Genomic DNA, 14,064 nt, shown 5'->3' on the forward strand with positions numbered 1-14,064 from the left:
GGGTGGTCGACGCGAACCCGAGCCTCCAAGTCTACATAACTGAAAAGCGAGCCGGACCGTTCGTCACTCCCACGCATCGCGCCCCCTAGTTAAATCCTGATCCTAGAGAATCACGACACGAAACGCTTCGCTACCGACTTCTTCAACAGCCTGCTAGAGCATGATCCGGAAAAGTGTGCAGCGGTTTTCCGAAAAGATCATGCTCAAACTTTCTTGCTGCCGGGCAGCGTGCCCATCATCTTGCACAGCACCGTCAGCATGACCTCGTCGGCGCCACCGCCGATCGAGGTCAGGCGGCTGTCGCGATAGGCGCGGCTGACCGGCGTCTCGTTGGTAAAGCCCATTCCGCCCCAATATTGCAAGCAGGCGTCGGTCAGCTCGCGGCCGAGCCGGCCGGCCTTCAGCTTGGCCATGGTCGCGAGCCTCGTCACGTCCTCGCCCGCCACCAGCGCCTCTGCGGCGCGATAGATCAGCGCGCGCAGCAGCTCGACCTCGGTCTGCATCTCCGCGAGCTTGAAGTGCACGACCTGGTTGTCGAGGATGCTCTGGCCGAAGGCCTTTCGGTTGCGCGTGTATTCGATGGTCTCGTTGATGATGTATTCATGCGCCTTGAGGCAGGCGGCCGCGCCCCAGAGCCGCTCCTCCTGGAACTGGATCATCTGGTAGGTGAAGCCCTTGCCCTCATCCCCGATCCGGTTGCGCTTGGGCACGCGAACATTGTCAAAGAAGATCTGCGCGGTGTCCGAGGAACGCATACCCAGCTTGTCGAGCTTGCGGGCGACGGTGACGCCCTTGCTTTTCATGGGCACGCAGATCAGCGATTTGTTGCGATGAACCTGCCCCTCGCCGGTGTTGGCGAGCAGGCAGATCCAGTCGGCCTGGGTACCGTTGGTGATCCACATCTTGCCGCCATTGATGACGTAATCGTCGCCGTCCGAGCACGCACTGGTCTTGATCGAAGCGACGTCCGATCCGGCGCCGGGTTCCGAGACGCCGATGCAGGCGACGTAATCGCCCGCGATCGAGGGGGCCAGAAACTCGCGCCGCACGTCGTCCGAGCCGAATCGCGCCAGCGCCGGCGTCGCCATGTCGGTCTGCACCCCGATCGCCATCGGCACGCCGCCGCAGGTGATGGCCCCGAGCTCTTCCGCCATCATCAACGCGTACGAGTAGTCGAGGCCCGAGCCGCCGAACTCGACCGGCTTGTTCAGGCCGAGAAAGCCGAGACTGCCCATCTTCTTGAACAGCTCATGTGCCGGGAAGATGTCGGCCTTCTCCCATTCATCGACATGAGGATTAATCTCGTTGGCGATGAATTTCTGTAAGGAGCGTCGGATCTCGTCGTGGTCGGCCGTAAACAGCATGTATCTCTCAGCCTCGTAATTCCGGGACGCGCCTCTTGGCGCGGGCCCGGAATCCATAACCACGATCGTGAGTATGGATTCCGGGCTCGCTCCGCTTCGCTCGCGCCCCGGAATGACGCAAGGAGAGAGCCGTCACAACCCCATCTGCCGGCTGGCCAGATCCTTCATGATCTCCTCGGTGCCTCCGCCGATGGCGTTGACCTTGACCTCGCGGTAGATGCGTTCGGCCTTGATGCCGCGCATGAAGCCGGCGCCGCCGAAGATCTGCACGGCTTCGGAGGCGCAGAATGCCATGGTCTGCGTCGCCTGGTTCTTCATCATGCAGATTTCGGCGACCGGGCTCTCGCCCTGCTCCAGCCGCCAGGCCAGCATCTCCAGCATCGCTTGCGACGCGGCGACTTTCTGCGCCATGTCGACGATCTTGTGGCGGATGACCTGGTGCTGGGCCAGCGGCTTGCCGAACGTCTTGCGCTCCTTGGCATAGGCGACCGCCTCGTCGAGACAGACCCGGGCGAAGGCCGTGCAGCCTGCGGCCATGCCCATGCGCTCGCTGTTGAAGTTTTGCATGATGATCTTGAAGCCCTGACCCTCCTCACCGATCAGGTTCTCGACCGGCACGCGGCAATCGTCGAAATGCAGCGTCGCGGTGTCGGAAGCCCACCAGCCCATCTTTTTGAGCTTCGTCCGGGACAGGCCGGGCGTATCCCCCTCGATCAAGAGCAGGCTGACGCCGCCGGCGCCCTCGCCGCCGGTGCGCACCGCAACGGTCAGATAATCGGCGCGCACGCCCGAGGTGATGAAGGTCTTCTCGCCGCTCACGACGTAGTGATCCCCGTCACGCCGCGCCCTGGTTCGGAGGCTCGCGACGTCCGACCCTCCGCCCGGCTCGGTGATCGCCAGTGCGGAGATCTTCTCCCCTGACAGCACTTGCGGCAGCACCCGAGCCTTGACCTCGGGGCGTGCCGCCCGCGCGATCGGCGGCGAGCCGATGGTGTGGCTCATCAGGCTTGCGCTGACGCCGCCGGCGCCGGCCCGCGCCAGCTCCTGGCTCGCCACGATCTTCATGAACTGGTCGGCGGCGATCCCACCATATTCCTCGGGGAATCCCAGGCCCAACAGACCGATCTCGGCCGCCTTGCGATAGAGCGCGCGGGGGAATTCGCCGGCCTCATCCCATTCATGGGCGAAAGGGGCGATCTCCTTCTCGACGAAGCGGCGCATCACGTCGCGGAAGGCATCGTGCTCGGCGGTATAGAACGGGCTCTTCATCGCACTCTCGCCTCACAGACGGATTCGTCTCGTCCACCATGGCCGGAACATGAGCGGCTCACTTGCGCGGAGTGGCTGGCTGGGGGAACGGCTCCGCCGTAGGCCACGGCCTAGCAACTCAACGCAAGACGATTTTCGCCCCTCGCGGGCCAACTCCGAAACAAAAAAAAACGTCGATGCACAAAACTCCGGCTGGCCTCACGGGGCCACGCCGGGCATGGTGCACGGCAATAAACTGCAGGCGGCACAAGACCGCCGAGGGAGGGATTTTTGGCCGTTCGTTACTACGACTGGATCGCTCATCATGCCCGACGCACGCCCGGCAAGGTCGCGGTCATCGACCTCGCGAGCGAGCGCCGCTTCACGTATTTGCAGCTCGACGCCCGCGTCTCGCGCCTTGCCTCCTTCCTGCGCCACTCGCTGAAAGTCTCGCGCGGCGACCGCGTCGCGGTGCTGGCTCTGAACACGACCGATACGCTGGAGGTGCAGTTCGCCTGCGGGCGGCTCGGTGCCATTTTCGTGCCGCTGAACACCCGCCTCACCGTCCCCGAGCTCCAGTTCATCACCGGCGACTGCGCGCCGAAGGTGATGATCCACGACGCCGATCTCGCCGAGACGGCGCTTAGCGTCGCAAAGCTCTGCGGCGTCGCAACCAGCTTGCTGCTCGGCTCCGGCGGCGCCTATGAGGCCGGCATCGCCGCTGCCAAGCCGCTCGAGGCCATCGAGGAAGTCACGCTCGATGACGTCTCGACCATCATGTACACCTCTGGCACCACGGGCCATCCAAAGGGCGCGACCATCACGCACGGAATGACCTTCTGGAATTGCGTCAATCTCGGCGGCCCGGCCTGCATCGGGCCGTCCTCGGTGCTGCTCACGGTGCTGCCGCTTTTCCACACCGGCGGGCTGAATTGCTACACCAATCCGGTGCTGCATGCCGGCGGCACCGTGATGATCATGCGCGCCTTCGATCCCGGCACGGCACTCGGCCTGATCAACGATCCCGCACAGGGCATCAACGTGTTCTTCGGCGTGCCCGCGATCTATCAGTTCATGGCGCAACATCCGGCCTTCTCGACCACCGATTTGGCCCGGCTGATCGTCGGCGGCGTCGGCGGCGCACCGATGCCGGTGCCGCTGCTCAAGGTGTGGGAAGCGCGCGGCGTCGCGCTCCAGCAGGGCTACGGCATGACCGAGACTTCGCCGGCCGTGCTGGTGCTCGACCGCGAAGACGCAGCGCGCAAAGCGGGCTCCGCCGGCAAGCCGGTGCTCCACACCGATGTCCGCATCGTGCGGCCCGACGGCAGCGATGCCGATGTCGGCGAGCTTGGTGAGCTCTGGGTGAAGGGACCGAATATCACGCCCGGCTATTGGAACAGGCCGGAGGCGAACAAATCCTCCTTCACCGACGGCTGGCTGCACACGGGCGACGCAACGCGCGTCGACGAGGAAGGCTTCTACTACATCGTCGACCGCTGGAAGGACATGTACATCTCCGGCGGTGAGAACGTCTATCCGGCCGAGGTCGAGAATGTCCTGCACCAGCTCACGGCGATCGCAGAGGCCGCGGTGATCGGCATTCCCGACGCGCAATGGGGCGAGGTGGGCCTCGCCATCGTCGCGGTGAAGCCGGGTCAAAGGCTGACCGAGGCCGATGTCTTCGCACATTGCGCGGCCAACCTCGCGCGCTTCAAATGCCCGCGCCAGGTCCGCTTCGTCGATGCGCTGCCGCGCAATGCCACCGGCAAGATCCACAAGCCGACCCTGCGCAAGGACTTCTCGGTGGCTTCCGAAGTCGACACGAAAGTCGCCAACGCCTGATCAAAGCGCCCCTCTCGCGGGCGCTTTTCTTTTTCGACGTGCCTGCTCCAACCCAGAAGAACCCCAAGGAATTTTCATGAACAGGAAACTCTCCCTGCTTGCCGCAGCAACAGCATTGACATTGTTCACGGCCCAGGGCGCCTATGCGCAGAAGAAATACGACACCGGCGCCAGCGACACCGAGATCAAGATCGGCAATGTCGAGGCCTATTCCGGTCCGGCCTCCGCCTACGGCATCATCGGCAAGACCGAGGACGCCTATTTCAAGATGATCAACGAGCAGGGCGGCATCAACGGCCGCAAGATCAACTTCATTTCCTATGACGACGGGTATTCCCCGCCGAAGACCGTCGAGCAGGTCCGCAAGCTGATCGAGAGCGACGAGGTGTTCCTGGTGTTCAACGCGCTGGGCACGCCGACCCAGACCGCCGTGCAGAAATATCACAACGCGAAGAAGGTGCCGCAGCTCTTCCTCGCCACCGGTGCCAGCAAGTGGAACGATCCGAAAGGTTTTCCCTGGACCATGGGCTTCCAGCCCAGCTACCGGGTCGAGGCGCGGATTTTCGCGAAATACATCATGAAGGCGAAGCCCGACGCCAAGGTCGCGATCTTCTATGCCAATGATGATTTCGGCAAGGACTACGTTGCCGGCATCAAGGAGATCTTCGGCGACAAGGCGTCTTCGCTCATCGTCGCTGAAGAGAGCTACGAGACCACCGAGCCTTCGATCGATTCCCACATCGTCAAGCTGAAAGGCACCGGCGCCAATGTCTTCGTCAACATCGCGACGCCCAAGTTCGCGGCGCAGGCGATCAAGAAGATCGCCGAGCTCGAATGGAAACCGATGCAGGTGATGACCGACGTGTCGATCTCGATCGGCGCGGTGATGCAGCCGGCCGGCCTGCAGGCGTCCGAAGGCGTGCTCTCCGCGGGCTATCTGAAGGACGCTGCCGACCCGCAGTGGAAGGACGACGAGGGGATGAAGAAGTTCATGGCCTTCGTGAACAAATACATGCCCGGCGCCGATGTGACCGATACCAATCTCGTCTATGGCTATGCCGCGGCCCAGACCCTGGTTCAGACTCTCAAGCAGTGCGGCGACGAACTGACCCGGGAAAACGTGATAAAACAGGCCGCAAACCTGAAGGGCTTCGCGCCCGACACGCTGATTCCCGGAATTACGATCAATACCGGGCCCAATGACTTCGCCCCGATCGAGCAGCTCAAGATGATGCAGTTCAAGGGCGGCAAATGGGACCTGTTCGGCGACATCATTAGCGCCGAAGCGGGCGGCTAGCCCGCGACGACTGCGCTAACCTCGACGAAATAGCGGCCGACTGGCCGCTATTTTTTTTTGCACGCTTGCCGCCGAGACAAACTATCCCGGCAGGAACAACGCGAACGACTCGTCGACCGTGCGGCGCAGATGACTGCGATAGAGTGCATGGTTGGCATCGCCGGGCGCGATCCGCCCCAAAGACGGTTGCGGAATGTTGCTCAGCGGCACATAGGCGATCGGCGCGGCGATCGGCGTCAACTGCGAACCTGCGCCGGCGCGGAGCGTCGAGATGATGCCGTACATCTCACCGGCGACCGTCGGCCGCGACACCGTGATCACGCGATGCTGGCCGTGCTTGATGATGACGAGGTAGATGAAGCCGGACTGATGCGGGACCGCGACTTCGCCGGTGTGCTCATAGGCGGCATCGGTCCGCTCGCCCTCACGGAAAACCAGTGAAGAGACCTTCGGCTCCCAGACGATCTCGGTGCGATAGGCGAAGATCGCGTCCTTATCGCCGAAAGACGGCCGCAGCGTGATGTAGACGTCTTCCAGCCAGGTCACCGCCCGATGCGAGTAGGAACCGAGGCTGTCGGGCGCGACATCGCTTGCTGCCGGAGGCGCCACTGCAACGGAGTTCTTGCGCAGCGACACGCCCAGCGCCTGCTCCAGCCGCACGGTTGTCGCGAGTGTGAACGGCCGGCGGCCACCGAGCACCTTCTCCAGCGTGGACAGACTGAGCTTGGCCTGCTCGGCCAGCGCCTGCCGCGAGATCCGGCGCCTGGCCAGCTCCTCGCGAATGGTCTCTGCGATTTCTCGGCTCTGCTCGTCCGAAAGCTGCTTGTCGGTGAGTTTATCCTGCGTCTGCATCGTCAACCCTGCTCCAGAGCGGTCATTCTAGCAGGGCGGACAAGTCAGCACAAAACCGCACATGGCAGCCTCGGCGACGGCCACCCCGGACGGCCACGGCGGAACATTGCTGATCATTCTGCTCGCGAAATCAGCCTCGCCCGGCCGATGCTCCAGGCCGTGAAACATCCTTCGGGAGCAGGCCAAATGGACACCTACGACGCAGCCGACAGTGACGAACACCCCATGCTGGGCCGACTGATCAAGCTCGGACTGTTTCTTCTCGTTCAAGGCATCGCAGTGATGCTCGTCGCCTTCGTGACCTTGCTGGTGAGCTTCACGCCGGGCTGGTCGGCGACATCAGAGCAGACCAGCCTGCTCCAGCCCGGCGATGCCCGGTCCGGCACACTCCTTCTGAAAGAGGACGGAGCCTACACGGAGGCGATCCGCCTCGGCATCGATGTCGACGTCACGGTATCAGGCCCGACGCTGCGCGCCAGGGTCACGCAGGTCTTCCGCAACCCGACCAAGGACTGGGTCGAGGCGACCTATGTGTATCCGCTCCCCACTGGCGGCGCCGTCGATACGCTGAAGATGGTGGTCGGCGGCCGAGTCATCGTCGGCGACATCAAGGAGCGGCAGCAGGCGCGTGTGATCTACGAAGAGGCGCGCCGCGCCGGCCAGAAGGCCGCGCTCACCGAGCAGGAGCGGCCGAACATCTTCACCAACTCGGTCGCCAATATCGGCCCCGGCGAAACCGTGCTGGTGCAGATCGAGTACCAAGAGCCGGTGCACCAATCCGGAAATGAATATTCGCTGCGCCTGCCGCTGGTGGTCGGCCCGCGCTACAATCCGGCGCCGATCGTCCAGAGCGTCGACTTCCGCAAGGACGGCTCCGGTTGGGGTGCGACGACGTCGGACCCGGTACCGGACCGCGACCGCATCTCGCCGCCGGTAGCGGAACCCGCCAAGAACGCGCCGGTCAACCCAACCAGCATCACGGTGCGCCTGAAGGCTGGCTTTGCGCTCGGCGAGGTCAAGAGCCATCACCATAACGTCAGGATCGAGAGCCCGGACAACGCGACGCGCGTGGTCACGCTCGCCGATGGCGCCGTGCCCGCCGACCGCGATTTCGAGCTGACCTGGAAGCCGATAGCGGAGAAGGCACCGTCAGTCGGCCTGTTCCGCGAGCATGTCGGCGATGCCGATTATCTGCTCGCCTTCGTCACACCGCCCACCGCCGAGCAGGCGACGCAGAAGCCGCTGCCGCGCGAGGTCGTGTTCGTGATCGACAATTCCGGTTCGATGGGCGGCACCTCGATCGTCCAGGCCAAAGCCAGCCTGACCTACGCGCTCGGCCGCCTCCAGCCCAGTGACCGCTTCAACGTCATCCGTTTCGACGACACCATGGACGTGCTTTTTCCGACCTCCGTCCCGGCGGACGCAGCGCATGTCGGTGAAGCCACCCCGTTCGTCAGCGCCTTGCAGGCGCGCGGCGGCACCGAGATGGTGCCGGCGATGCGCGCCGCGCTGACCGACAAGCTCGGCGATACGAACATGGTTCGCCAGGTCGTGTTCCTGACCGACGGCGCGATCGGCAACGAGCAGCAATTGTTCGAGACGATCACGGCAATGCGCGGGCGTTCGCGCGTGTTCATGGTCGGCATCGGATCCGCGCCCAACACCTATCTGATGACGCGCGCTGCCGAGCTGGGCCGCGGCGCCTTCACCCATATCGGCTCCGTCGAGCAGGTCGAGGAGCGCATGCGCGGCCTGTTCGCCAAGCTGGAGAACCCGGCGGTGACCGGCCTCAGCGCGAAGTTCTCCGCAGCGAAGGCCGACGTCACCCCGGCGATCATTCCCGATGTCTATCGCGACGAGCCGCTGGTGCTGGCGGCGAGGCTCGACAAGCTCGCGGGCTCGCTCGAGATCAAGGGACGCGTCGGCGACCGCCCGTGGTCGGTGACGCTGCCGCTGCAAAACGCGGCCGAAGGCAAGGGCCTGTCGAAACTCTGGGCCCAGCGCAAGATCGGCGATGCAGAGGTGGCGCGCACCATGCGCGAGCTGACGCCGGAAGAGGCCGACAAGGCGATCCTGGCGCTGGCGCTCGACCATCAGATCGTCACGCGCTTGACCAGCCTTGTCGCCGTCGACAAGACGCCGAGCCGCCCCGAAGGCGAGCCGCTCAAGCTCAGCGAATTGCCGATCAACCTGCCGGCCGGCTGGGATTTCGAGAAGGTGTTCGGCGAACGGCCGCAGCTGCCTGCGCAATTGCGCGAACGCCATGCCGATGCGCGCGACCCGCGGGCCGCGAGGAGGCCGACGCCCGCGGCACCCGATGCGATCCGTCTGCCCAAGACCGCAACCTCGGCTGAGCTGAAAATGATCGCGGGGCTGATCCTGATCGTGCTCGCCCTGATCCTGTTCGTGTTCAACCGACGTCAACCCTTGCTCACTGATGTCGCTTGAGAGAGGAGCCCCCCGAGCTCCTCTACTTCAGCGCGCGCGGCTGCCCGTCCCACACCAACAGCCGCGCGCGCCTTTTTCTTGCCGTCATTGCGAGCGCAGCGAAGCAATCCAGACTGCCTCCGCGGAAAGACTCTGGATTGCTTCGCTTCGCTCGCAATGACGATGGTGGAACCAATGCCCCGCTTCATCTCCCCCCTGGTTCTGGCGCTCGTCGGCGTCATCCTGCTCGGCGATGGCGCCTACATCCACGCCAAGGCGTGGCTGGCGCAGGTATTGCTGGAGCGCGCGTTCGACAGAAGCGTTGCGACGGGCGAGCTGGTGAAGCCATGGTCATGGGCCGACACCTGGCCGGTCGCACGGATCGAGGTGAAGCGGATCGGCGCCAGTGCCATCGTGCTGGCCGGCTCAAGCGGCCAGGCGCTCGCCTTCGGCCCCGGCCATGTCGAACGAACAGCCGATGCCGGCGAACGCGGCGTTGCCGTCTATGCCGCGCATCGCGACACGCATTTCCGCTTCCTGCCGAATGTTGCGATCGGCGACGTGATCGAGATCACGCGCAGCGACGGAAAACACTTTCGCTATCGCGCGGACTCGTCGGCCGTGGTCCGTTTCGACGCCTCGGGCATCGATCCGGCAACACAGGATTTCGAACTGGTGCTCACCACCTGCTGGCCGTTCGACGCTGTCTCGTCCGGTCCGGAGCGCTACATCCTGCATGCCACATTGATCGGGGCCGACGGATAGGTTTGTCATCCCTTCCGTCCCGTGGGATGCTGCCCGTCGAAATCGTCTGCGATCGGATCCAACCATGAATGGCGACGTTCAGTACCTTCCGATCACGCCGGGATTGTTCTCCGTCCTGGTGCTATTGTTCGCCGGGCTGATCATCCTGATCCAGCTCCGTATCCTGCGCTACGCCTATATGCGGCTAGGCGTCGGTCCAGGCATGGCGCTGCTCCTGCTGTTCGGCTCGCTGGTCGGCAGCTATTTCAACATTCCGATCACGGTTCTTCCGGCCAAGGTGGTACGCTCGGGCGAGATCGTCGATTTCTTCGGCATGCGCTATGTGGTGCCACTGGTGACGCAATGGCCGGGCACGGTGCTCGCGGTCAATGTCGGCGGCGCGGTCATCCCGGCGATCATGTCGACCTATCTGGTGCTGAGGTATCAGCTCTGGGTGAAGGCAGCGATCGCAGTGATTGCAATCGCATTCATCATTCACGTGATGGCAACGCCCGTGCAGGGGGTTGGCATCGCGGTGCCCGTATTTGTGCCTGTCGTCGCCACCGCGATCCTGGCATTCCTGCTGTCGCGCGAGTATGCCGCGCCGCTCGCCTATATCGGCGGCTCCATAGGGACTTTGATCGGGGCCGATCTCCTCAACCTCGACAAGATCGGCGGTCTCGGCGCGCCCGTCGCTTCGATCGGCGGCGCTGGGACCTTCGACGGCATTTTCCTCACGGGAATTCTCGCCGTGCTGCTCGCCGGCATCGCCTCGCCGCCACGGCCGCGTGAGGTGTGGTAGCGGACCGAACAATTCGACACCGCGTGAGAACAGCGATTGCTGGAGCACGACGATCGTTGCCACGCTGCCGGATCGTTCGCACTTTCGCCAAAAGTCCGGTGATGCTAGCCTTCTCGCATGAAGTCCCGCCCATTCCGTCTGGCGGCATTGCGCTTGTCGCGATGGCCTCGCCGGAACTCTCCAAAGAACAGAACAACGCGCTGCAACAAAAACAATAGGTGAGGTCACGCCATGGAAGCCCACGTGTCTGCTGCGTCCGTTTCTCCGCGCCCATGGTCTCCACCGCCTGACGCCAGCGACATCGTTAAAGGCATCCACGCCATGCTGCACCCGCACAACATCGTGCTGGTGGGCGCGACCGACAAGCCCGGCAACTATGCCGAGCGGATCTGGAACAATCTGGTCAAGTACGGCTACGAGGGGGGGCTCTATCCTGTCAACGCCAAGCGCGAGACCATCTGGGGTGTCCCCTGCTACAAAGACTTTGCGAGCCTCCCCGAAAAGCCTGACCACGTGCTGGTGCTTGTGCCTGCACGCTTTGCCGTGCAGGTGATCCGCGACGCTGCCGCAGCCGGCGCGCGTTCGGCCACCATCGTCACCTCGGGCTTCAGCGAGTTGCAGGATGACGAGAGCCAGAAGCTCGCTGCTGAATTGCAGGCGGCCGTGCGCGAGACCGGCCTTGCCGTCACCGGTCCGAACTGTCTCGGCAATTTGAGCGCCGGCGAAAGGCTCTTCACCAACATCGACGACCGCATCGTCACCATGGACCAGGGCGCGGTGGCGATCGCCGGGCAATCCGGCGCCATCGTCATGGCGATCCGCCAGGCGCTGGAGGATCGCGGTGTCGGGGTCGGCTACATGGTGACGACCGGCAACGAGGCCGGACTCGAGACGCCGGACCTGATGCGCTATTTCGCCGAGGATCCGAGCATCAAAGTGATCGTCGTCTATCTCGAAGGCGTGCGTAACACCAAGGCCTTTCGCGACGCCTGCAAGGCGGCGCGCGCCGCGAGCAAGCCCGTGATCGCGCTCAAGCTCGGGGCATCCGAGGGTGGCCGCGCGGCGGCGATGGCGCATACCGGCGCGCTCGCAGGCTCGATCGAGACCTTCGACGCCATTGCAACGCGCGAAGGCGTCATCCGGGTCGGCGGACTCGACGAACTGATCGAGACCACGGAATGTTTTGTTCACTCTGAGGTACCGAAAGGCGACCGGCTCGCCGCGGTCACGCTGTCCGGCGGCAAGCGCGGCATGCTGATCGACGCCTTCTATGCGGAGGGCCTGAACTTCGCGCCGCTCAGCCCGCATGTCAGCGGCGAGCTGGCAAAGATGCTCGGGCCGGGATCGATCGTCGGCAATCCGCTCGACGCGGGCTTTGCTGCGGTGGTCGACCCATCCGTCTACATGAAGTCGATCAAGCTGATGATCGACGATCCCGATATCGACATCGTCATCGTCGATTCCGAGCTGCCCAAGGCCCCGCACGAGCAGCGCGAGCGGAACTTGCGCATCGTCAACGAGATGGCAAGCCGGGCCTCGAAGCCCGTGATCTACATCAGCGCGATGTCGATCGGCTTTACCGAGTTCACCAAGACCTTGCGCAAATCGCTGCCGCATCTTGCGGTCATGCAGGGCATGGACCGCGCTGTGACCGCGATCAAGTCGCTGCTCGACTACGCGAAGCTGCGCAAGGAAGTGCCCGACATCGTGTCGAGCTCGAAGCCGGCCGCGCGCGCCGTGCTGGAAAAAACGCTGAAATCGGCAAGCGGCGCCGCACTCGACGAGGTCGCCTCGAAAAAACTTCTGAAAGCCTATGGCATTCCGATCTCGAAGGAGGCGATTGCACAGACGGCGCCGGAAGCAGTGAAGATCGCCAAGCAAATCGGCTTTCCGGTCGTGGCTAAGGTCGTCAGCGCCGAGATCCTGCACAAGTCAGACATCGGCGGCGTGGTGCTGAACCTCAACAATGCCACTGACGTGAAAAAGGCATTCGCCGACATCACCGCGCGGGTGAAGAAGCTGAAGGGCAAGCCGAAGCTCGACGGCATCCTGATCGCGCAACAGGTCAAGGCCGATCTCGAGCTCGTGGTCGGCGCGTCCCTCGACGCCGAGATGGGCCCCGTCGTGCTGTTCGGCACCGGCGGCATCGACATCGAGCTGATGAAGGACGTCGCGCTCGCCGGCGCGCCGCTGGACGAGGCCGAGGCGCGGATTTTGGTCGGCCGCACCAAGGCGGGCATCAAGATGTGCGGCTATCGCGGCAAGCCGGCCTTGCATGAGGCCTCCGCGGTGAAGGCGCTGGTCGGTCTGTCCAACCTGATCGCGGATGCCGGCGACCGGATCGCCTCGATCGACATCAACCCGTTCCTGATCAACACCAAAACGGGCGTGGCCGTCGATGCCCTGATCGTTCTGAATAATGCTGCGGCAAAACGCGCGGCCGGACATTGATGTCGCGTAGGGCGGATTAGCATCGCGCAATCCGCCAATTCGCCGTCACACACAGGAGAGACAGCGGTGGGTTACGCTTCGCTAACCCGCCCTGCTTAAACATCGCGACCGAAGCATCATCCTTCCAACTTCCCCGCTTTGGCCGTAGAATCGCCCCGCATGGCACGCGCGAGCAATCTGGTGATCGGAACGGCGACGCTGGCGGTGATCGCCTTGGCGTTCGGCGGCCTGCTCGGCGTGCAGAAATGGCGGGCCATTCAGAGCCGCAGCCAGTTGCGCGTGGTGTTCGAAGGCGGTTCCGCCAGCGGGCTGCGCCGCGGTGGCCCGGTCAATTTCGACGGCGTGCCGGCCGGCCAGATCCTGTCGATCAAGCTGGACAATCCGCGCAAGATCGTCGCGCTGGTGATGCTCGACAACACCGCGCCGATCCGCAAGGACACCGTGGCGGGAATCGAGTTCCAGGGCCTCACCGGCGTTGCCGCGATCTCGCTGGTCGGCGGCGCCCCCTCCGCGCCGCCGGTGCCCCTGGATTCCGACGGCATCCCGGTGCTGACCGCCGATCTCAGCGACGCCGAATCCATTGTCGAGACCCTGCACAGTGTTGACCGCGCGATCGTAAGCAACGCCCCCCGCGATCAAGGAGGGTCTGCGCACATTCGAGGGCTACACCGCCGATTTCAAGGCCAAGGGCGACGAGATCGATTCCGTCATGGCCAAGGTCGACAGCGCCTTTGCCGGCTTCGACAAGGCGGTCACCAAGATCGAGGGCGTAGTACCCGGCTTCGTCGACGGCAAAGCCGACGAACTGTTCGAGAATATCAAGGGGTTGCGCGAGCTCGCCAACACCATGAAGAAGAAATCGGCGAGCTACATCGAGGACATCCGTCGCTCACTGCTCGACGTCAGCGAAGCCGCCAACAAGATGGCCGGTACGCCCGCGGTCGCCCCCCCCGCCGCGCCCGCCTCGCAAGCCCACACAGCAAAGGCAGTGACCTCTTCCTTATCCTCCCCTCCAGGGGAGGATAGCAGTCCCACGC

The 14,064-nt window shown here is 64.0% G+C and carries 9 protein-coding genes and 1 pseudogene; 7 read left to right on the forward strand and 3 right to left on the reverse strand.

Features of this window, described 5'->3' with window-relative positions; translation table 11 throughout:
• Positions 1-203: 203 nt before the first annotated feature.
• Both AC629_RS28835 and AC629_RS28840 read right to left on the reverse strand, forming a co-directional pair.
• The gene (locus tag AC629_RS28835) at positions 204-1,364 is read right to left on the reverse strand and encodes an acyl-CoA dehydrogenase family protein (protein WP_084808254.1); all 1,161 of its coding nucleotides are present in this window, start codon (positions 1,362-1,364) and stop codon (positions 204-206) included.
• A 132-nt stretch (positions 1,365-1,496) separates the two neighbouring features.
• Entirely contained in the window at positions 1,497-2,633 is a 1,137-nt protein-coding gene (locus tag AC629_RS28840) for an acyl-CoA dehydrogenase family protein (RefSeq protein ID WP_084808255.1), read from the reverse strand.
• Positions 2,634-2,903: 270 nt separating this feature from the next.
• Between AC629_RS28840 and AC629_RS28845 the strand changes: the two genes are divergently transcribed.
• Both AC629_RS28845 and AC629_RS28850 read left to right on the forward strand, forming a co-directional pair.
• Entirely contained in the window at positions 2,904-4,454 is a 1,551-nt protein-coding gene (locus AC629_RS28845) for an acyl-CoA synthetase (protein WP_084808256.1), read from the forward strand.
• A 76-nt stretch (positions 4,455-4,530) separates the two neighbouring features.
• Positions 4,531-5,751 (forward strand): ABC transporter substrate-binding protein, encoded by a 1,221-nt coding sequence (locus AC629_RS28850; protein WP_084808257.1) that lies wholly within the window; start codon positions 4,531-4,533, stop codon positions 5,749-5,751.
• An 81-nt stretch (positions 5,752-5,832) separates the two neighbouring features.
• Here AC629_RS28850 and AC629_RS28855 read toward each other — a convergent pair whose 3' ends face one another.
• Positions 5,833-6,603, reverse strand: coding sequence for a helix-turn-helix transcriptional regulator (locus AC629_RS28855; RefSeq protein WP_084808258.1), 771 nt, complete (start codon positions 6,601-6,603; stop codon positions 5,833-5,835).
• Between the two features lie 186 nt (positions 6,604-6,789).
• On the opposite strand from AC629_RS28855, the gene AC629_RS28860 reads away from it, so the two are divergent.
• The 5 genes and pseudogenes from AC629_RS28860 (at position 6,790) to AC629_RS28880 (ending at position 14,019) form a co-directional block, all read left to right on the forward strand.
• The gene (locus AC629_RS28860) at positions 6,790-9,051 is read left to right on the forward strand and encodes a marine proteobacterial sortase target protein (protein ID WP_084808259.1); all 2,262 of its coding nucleotides are present in this window, start codon (positions 6,790-6,792) and stop codon (positions 9,049-9,051) included.
• Between the two features lie 174 nt (positions 9,052-9,225).
• Positions 9,226-9,795 (forward strand): class GN sortase, encoded by a 570-nt coding sequence (locus AC629_RS28865; RefSeq protein WP_084808279.1) that lies wholly within the window; start codon positions 9,226-9,228, stop codon positions 9,793-9,795.
• Positions 9,796-9,859: 64 nt separating this feature from the next.
• Positions 9,860-10,576 carry a DUF1614 domain-containing protein gene (locus AC629_RS28870; RefSeq protein WP_084808260.1) on the forward strand — a complete coding sequence of 239 codons (717 nt, stop codon included), beginning with the start codon at positions 9,860-9,862 and terminating at the stop codon, positions 10,574-10,576.
• A gap of 231 nt (positions 10,577-10,807) precedes the next feature.
• Positions 10,808-13,027 (forward strand): acetate--CoA ligase family protein, encoded by a 2,220-nt coding sequence (locus AC629_RS28875; protein WP_084808261.1) that lies wholly within the window; start codon positions 10,808-10,810, stop codon positions 13,025-13,027.
• Between the two features lie 159 nt (positions 13,028-13,186).
• A pseudogene (locus AC629_RS28880) lies at positions 13,187-14,019 on the forward strand (MlaD family protein).
• Positions 14,020-14,064: the final 45 nt, after the last annotated feature.

Source organism: Bradyrhizobium sp. NAS80.1 (assembly GCF_001908205.1).
Classification (GTDB): Bacteria; Pseudomonadota; Alphaproteobacteria; order Rhizobiales; family Xanthobacteraceae; genus Bradyrhizobium.

Bases quoted from the DNA above. Each gene is read 5' to 3' on its own strand.
- AC629_RS28835 (WP_084808254.1), bottom strand. From the start codon at position 1,364: ATGCTGTTTACGGCCGACCACGACGAGATCCGACGCTCCTTACAGAAA.
- AC629_RS28840 (WP_084808255.1), bottom strand. From the start codon at position 2,633: ATGAAGAGCCCGTTCTATACCGCCGAGCACGATGCCTTCCGCGACGTG.
- AC629_RS28850 (WP_084808257.1), top strand. From the start codon at position 4,531: ATGAACAGGAAACTCTCCCTGCTTGCCGCAGCAACAGCATTGACATTG.
- AC629_RS28855 (WP_084808258.1), bottom strand. From the start codon at position 6,603: ATGCAGACGCAGGATAAACTCACCGACAAGCAGCTTTCGGACGAGCAG.
- AC629_RS28860 (WP_084808259.1), top strand. From the start codon at position 6,790: ATGGACACCTACGACGCAGCCGACAGTGACGAACACCCCATGCTGGGC.
- AC629_RS28865 (WP_084808279.1), top strand. From the start codon at position 9,226: ATGCCCCGCTTCATCTCCCCCCTGGTTCTGGCGCTCGTCGGCGTCATC.
- AC629_RS28870 (WP_084808260.1), top strand. From the start codon at position 9,860: ATGAATGGCGACGTTCAGTACCTTCCGATCACGCCGGGATTGTTCTCC.
- AC629_RS28875 (WP_084808261.1), top strand. From the start codon at position 10,808: ATGGAAGCCCACGTGTCTGCTGCGTCCGTTTCTCCGCGCCCATGGTCT.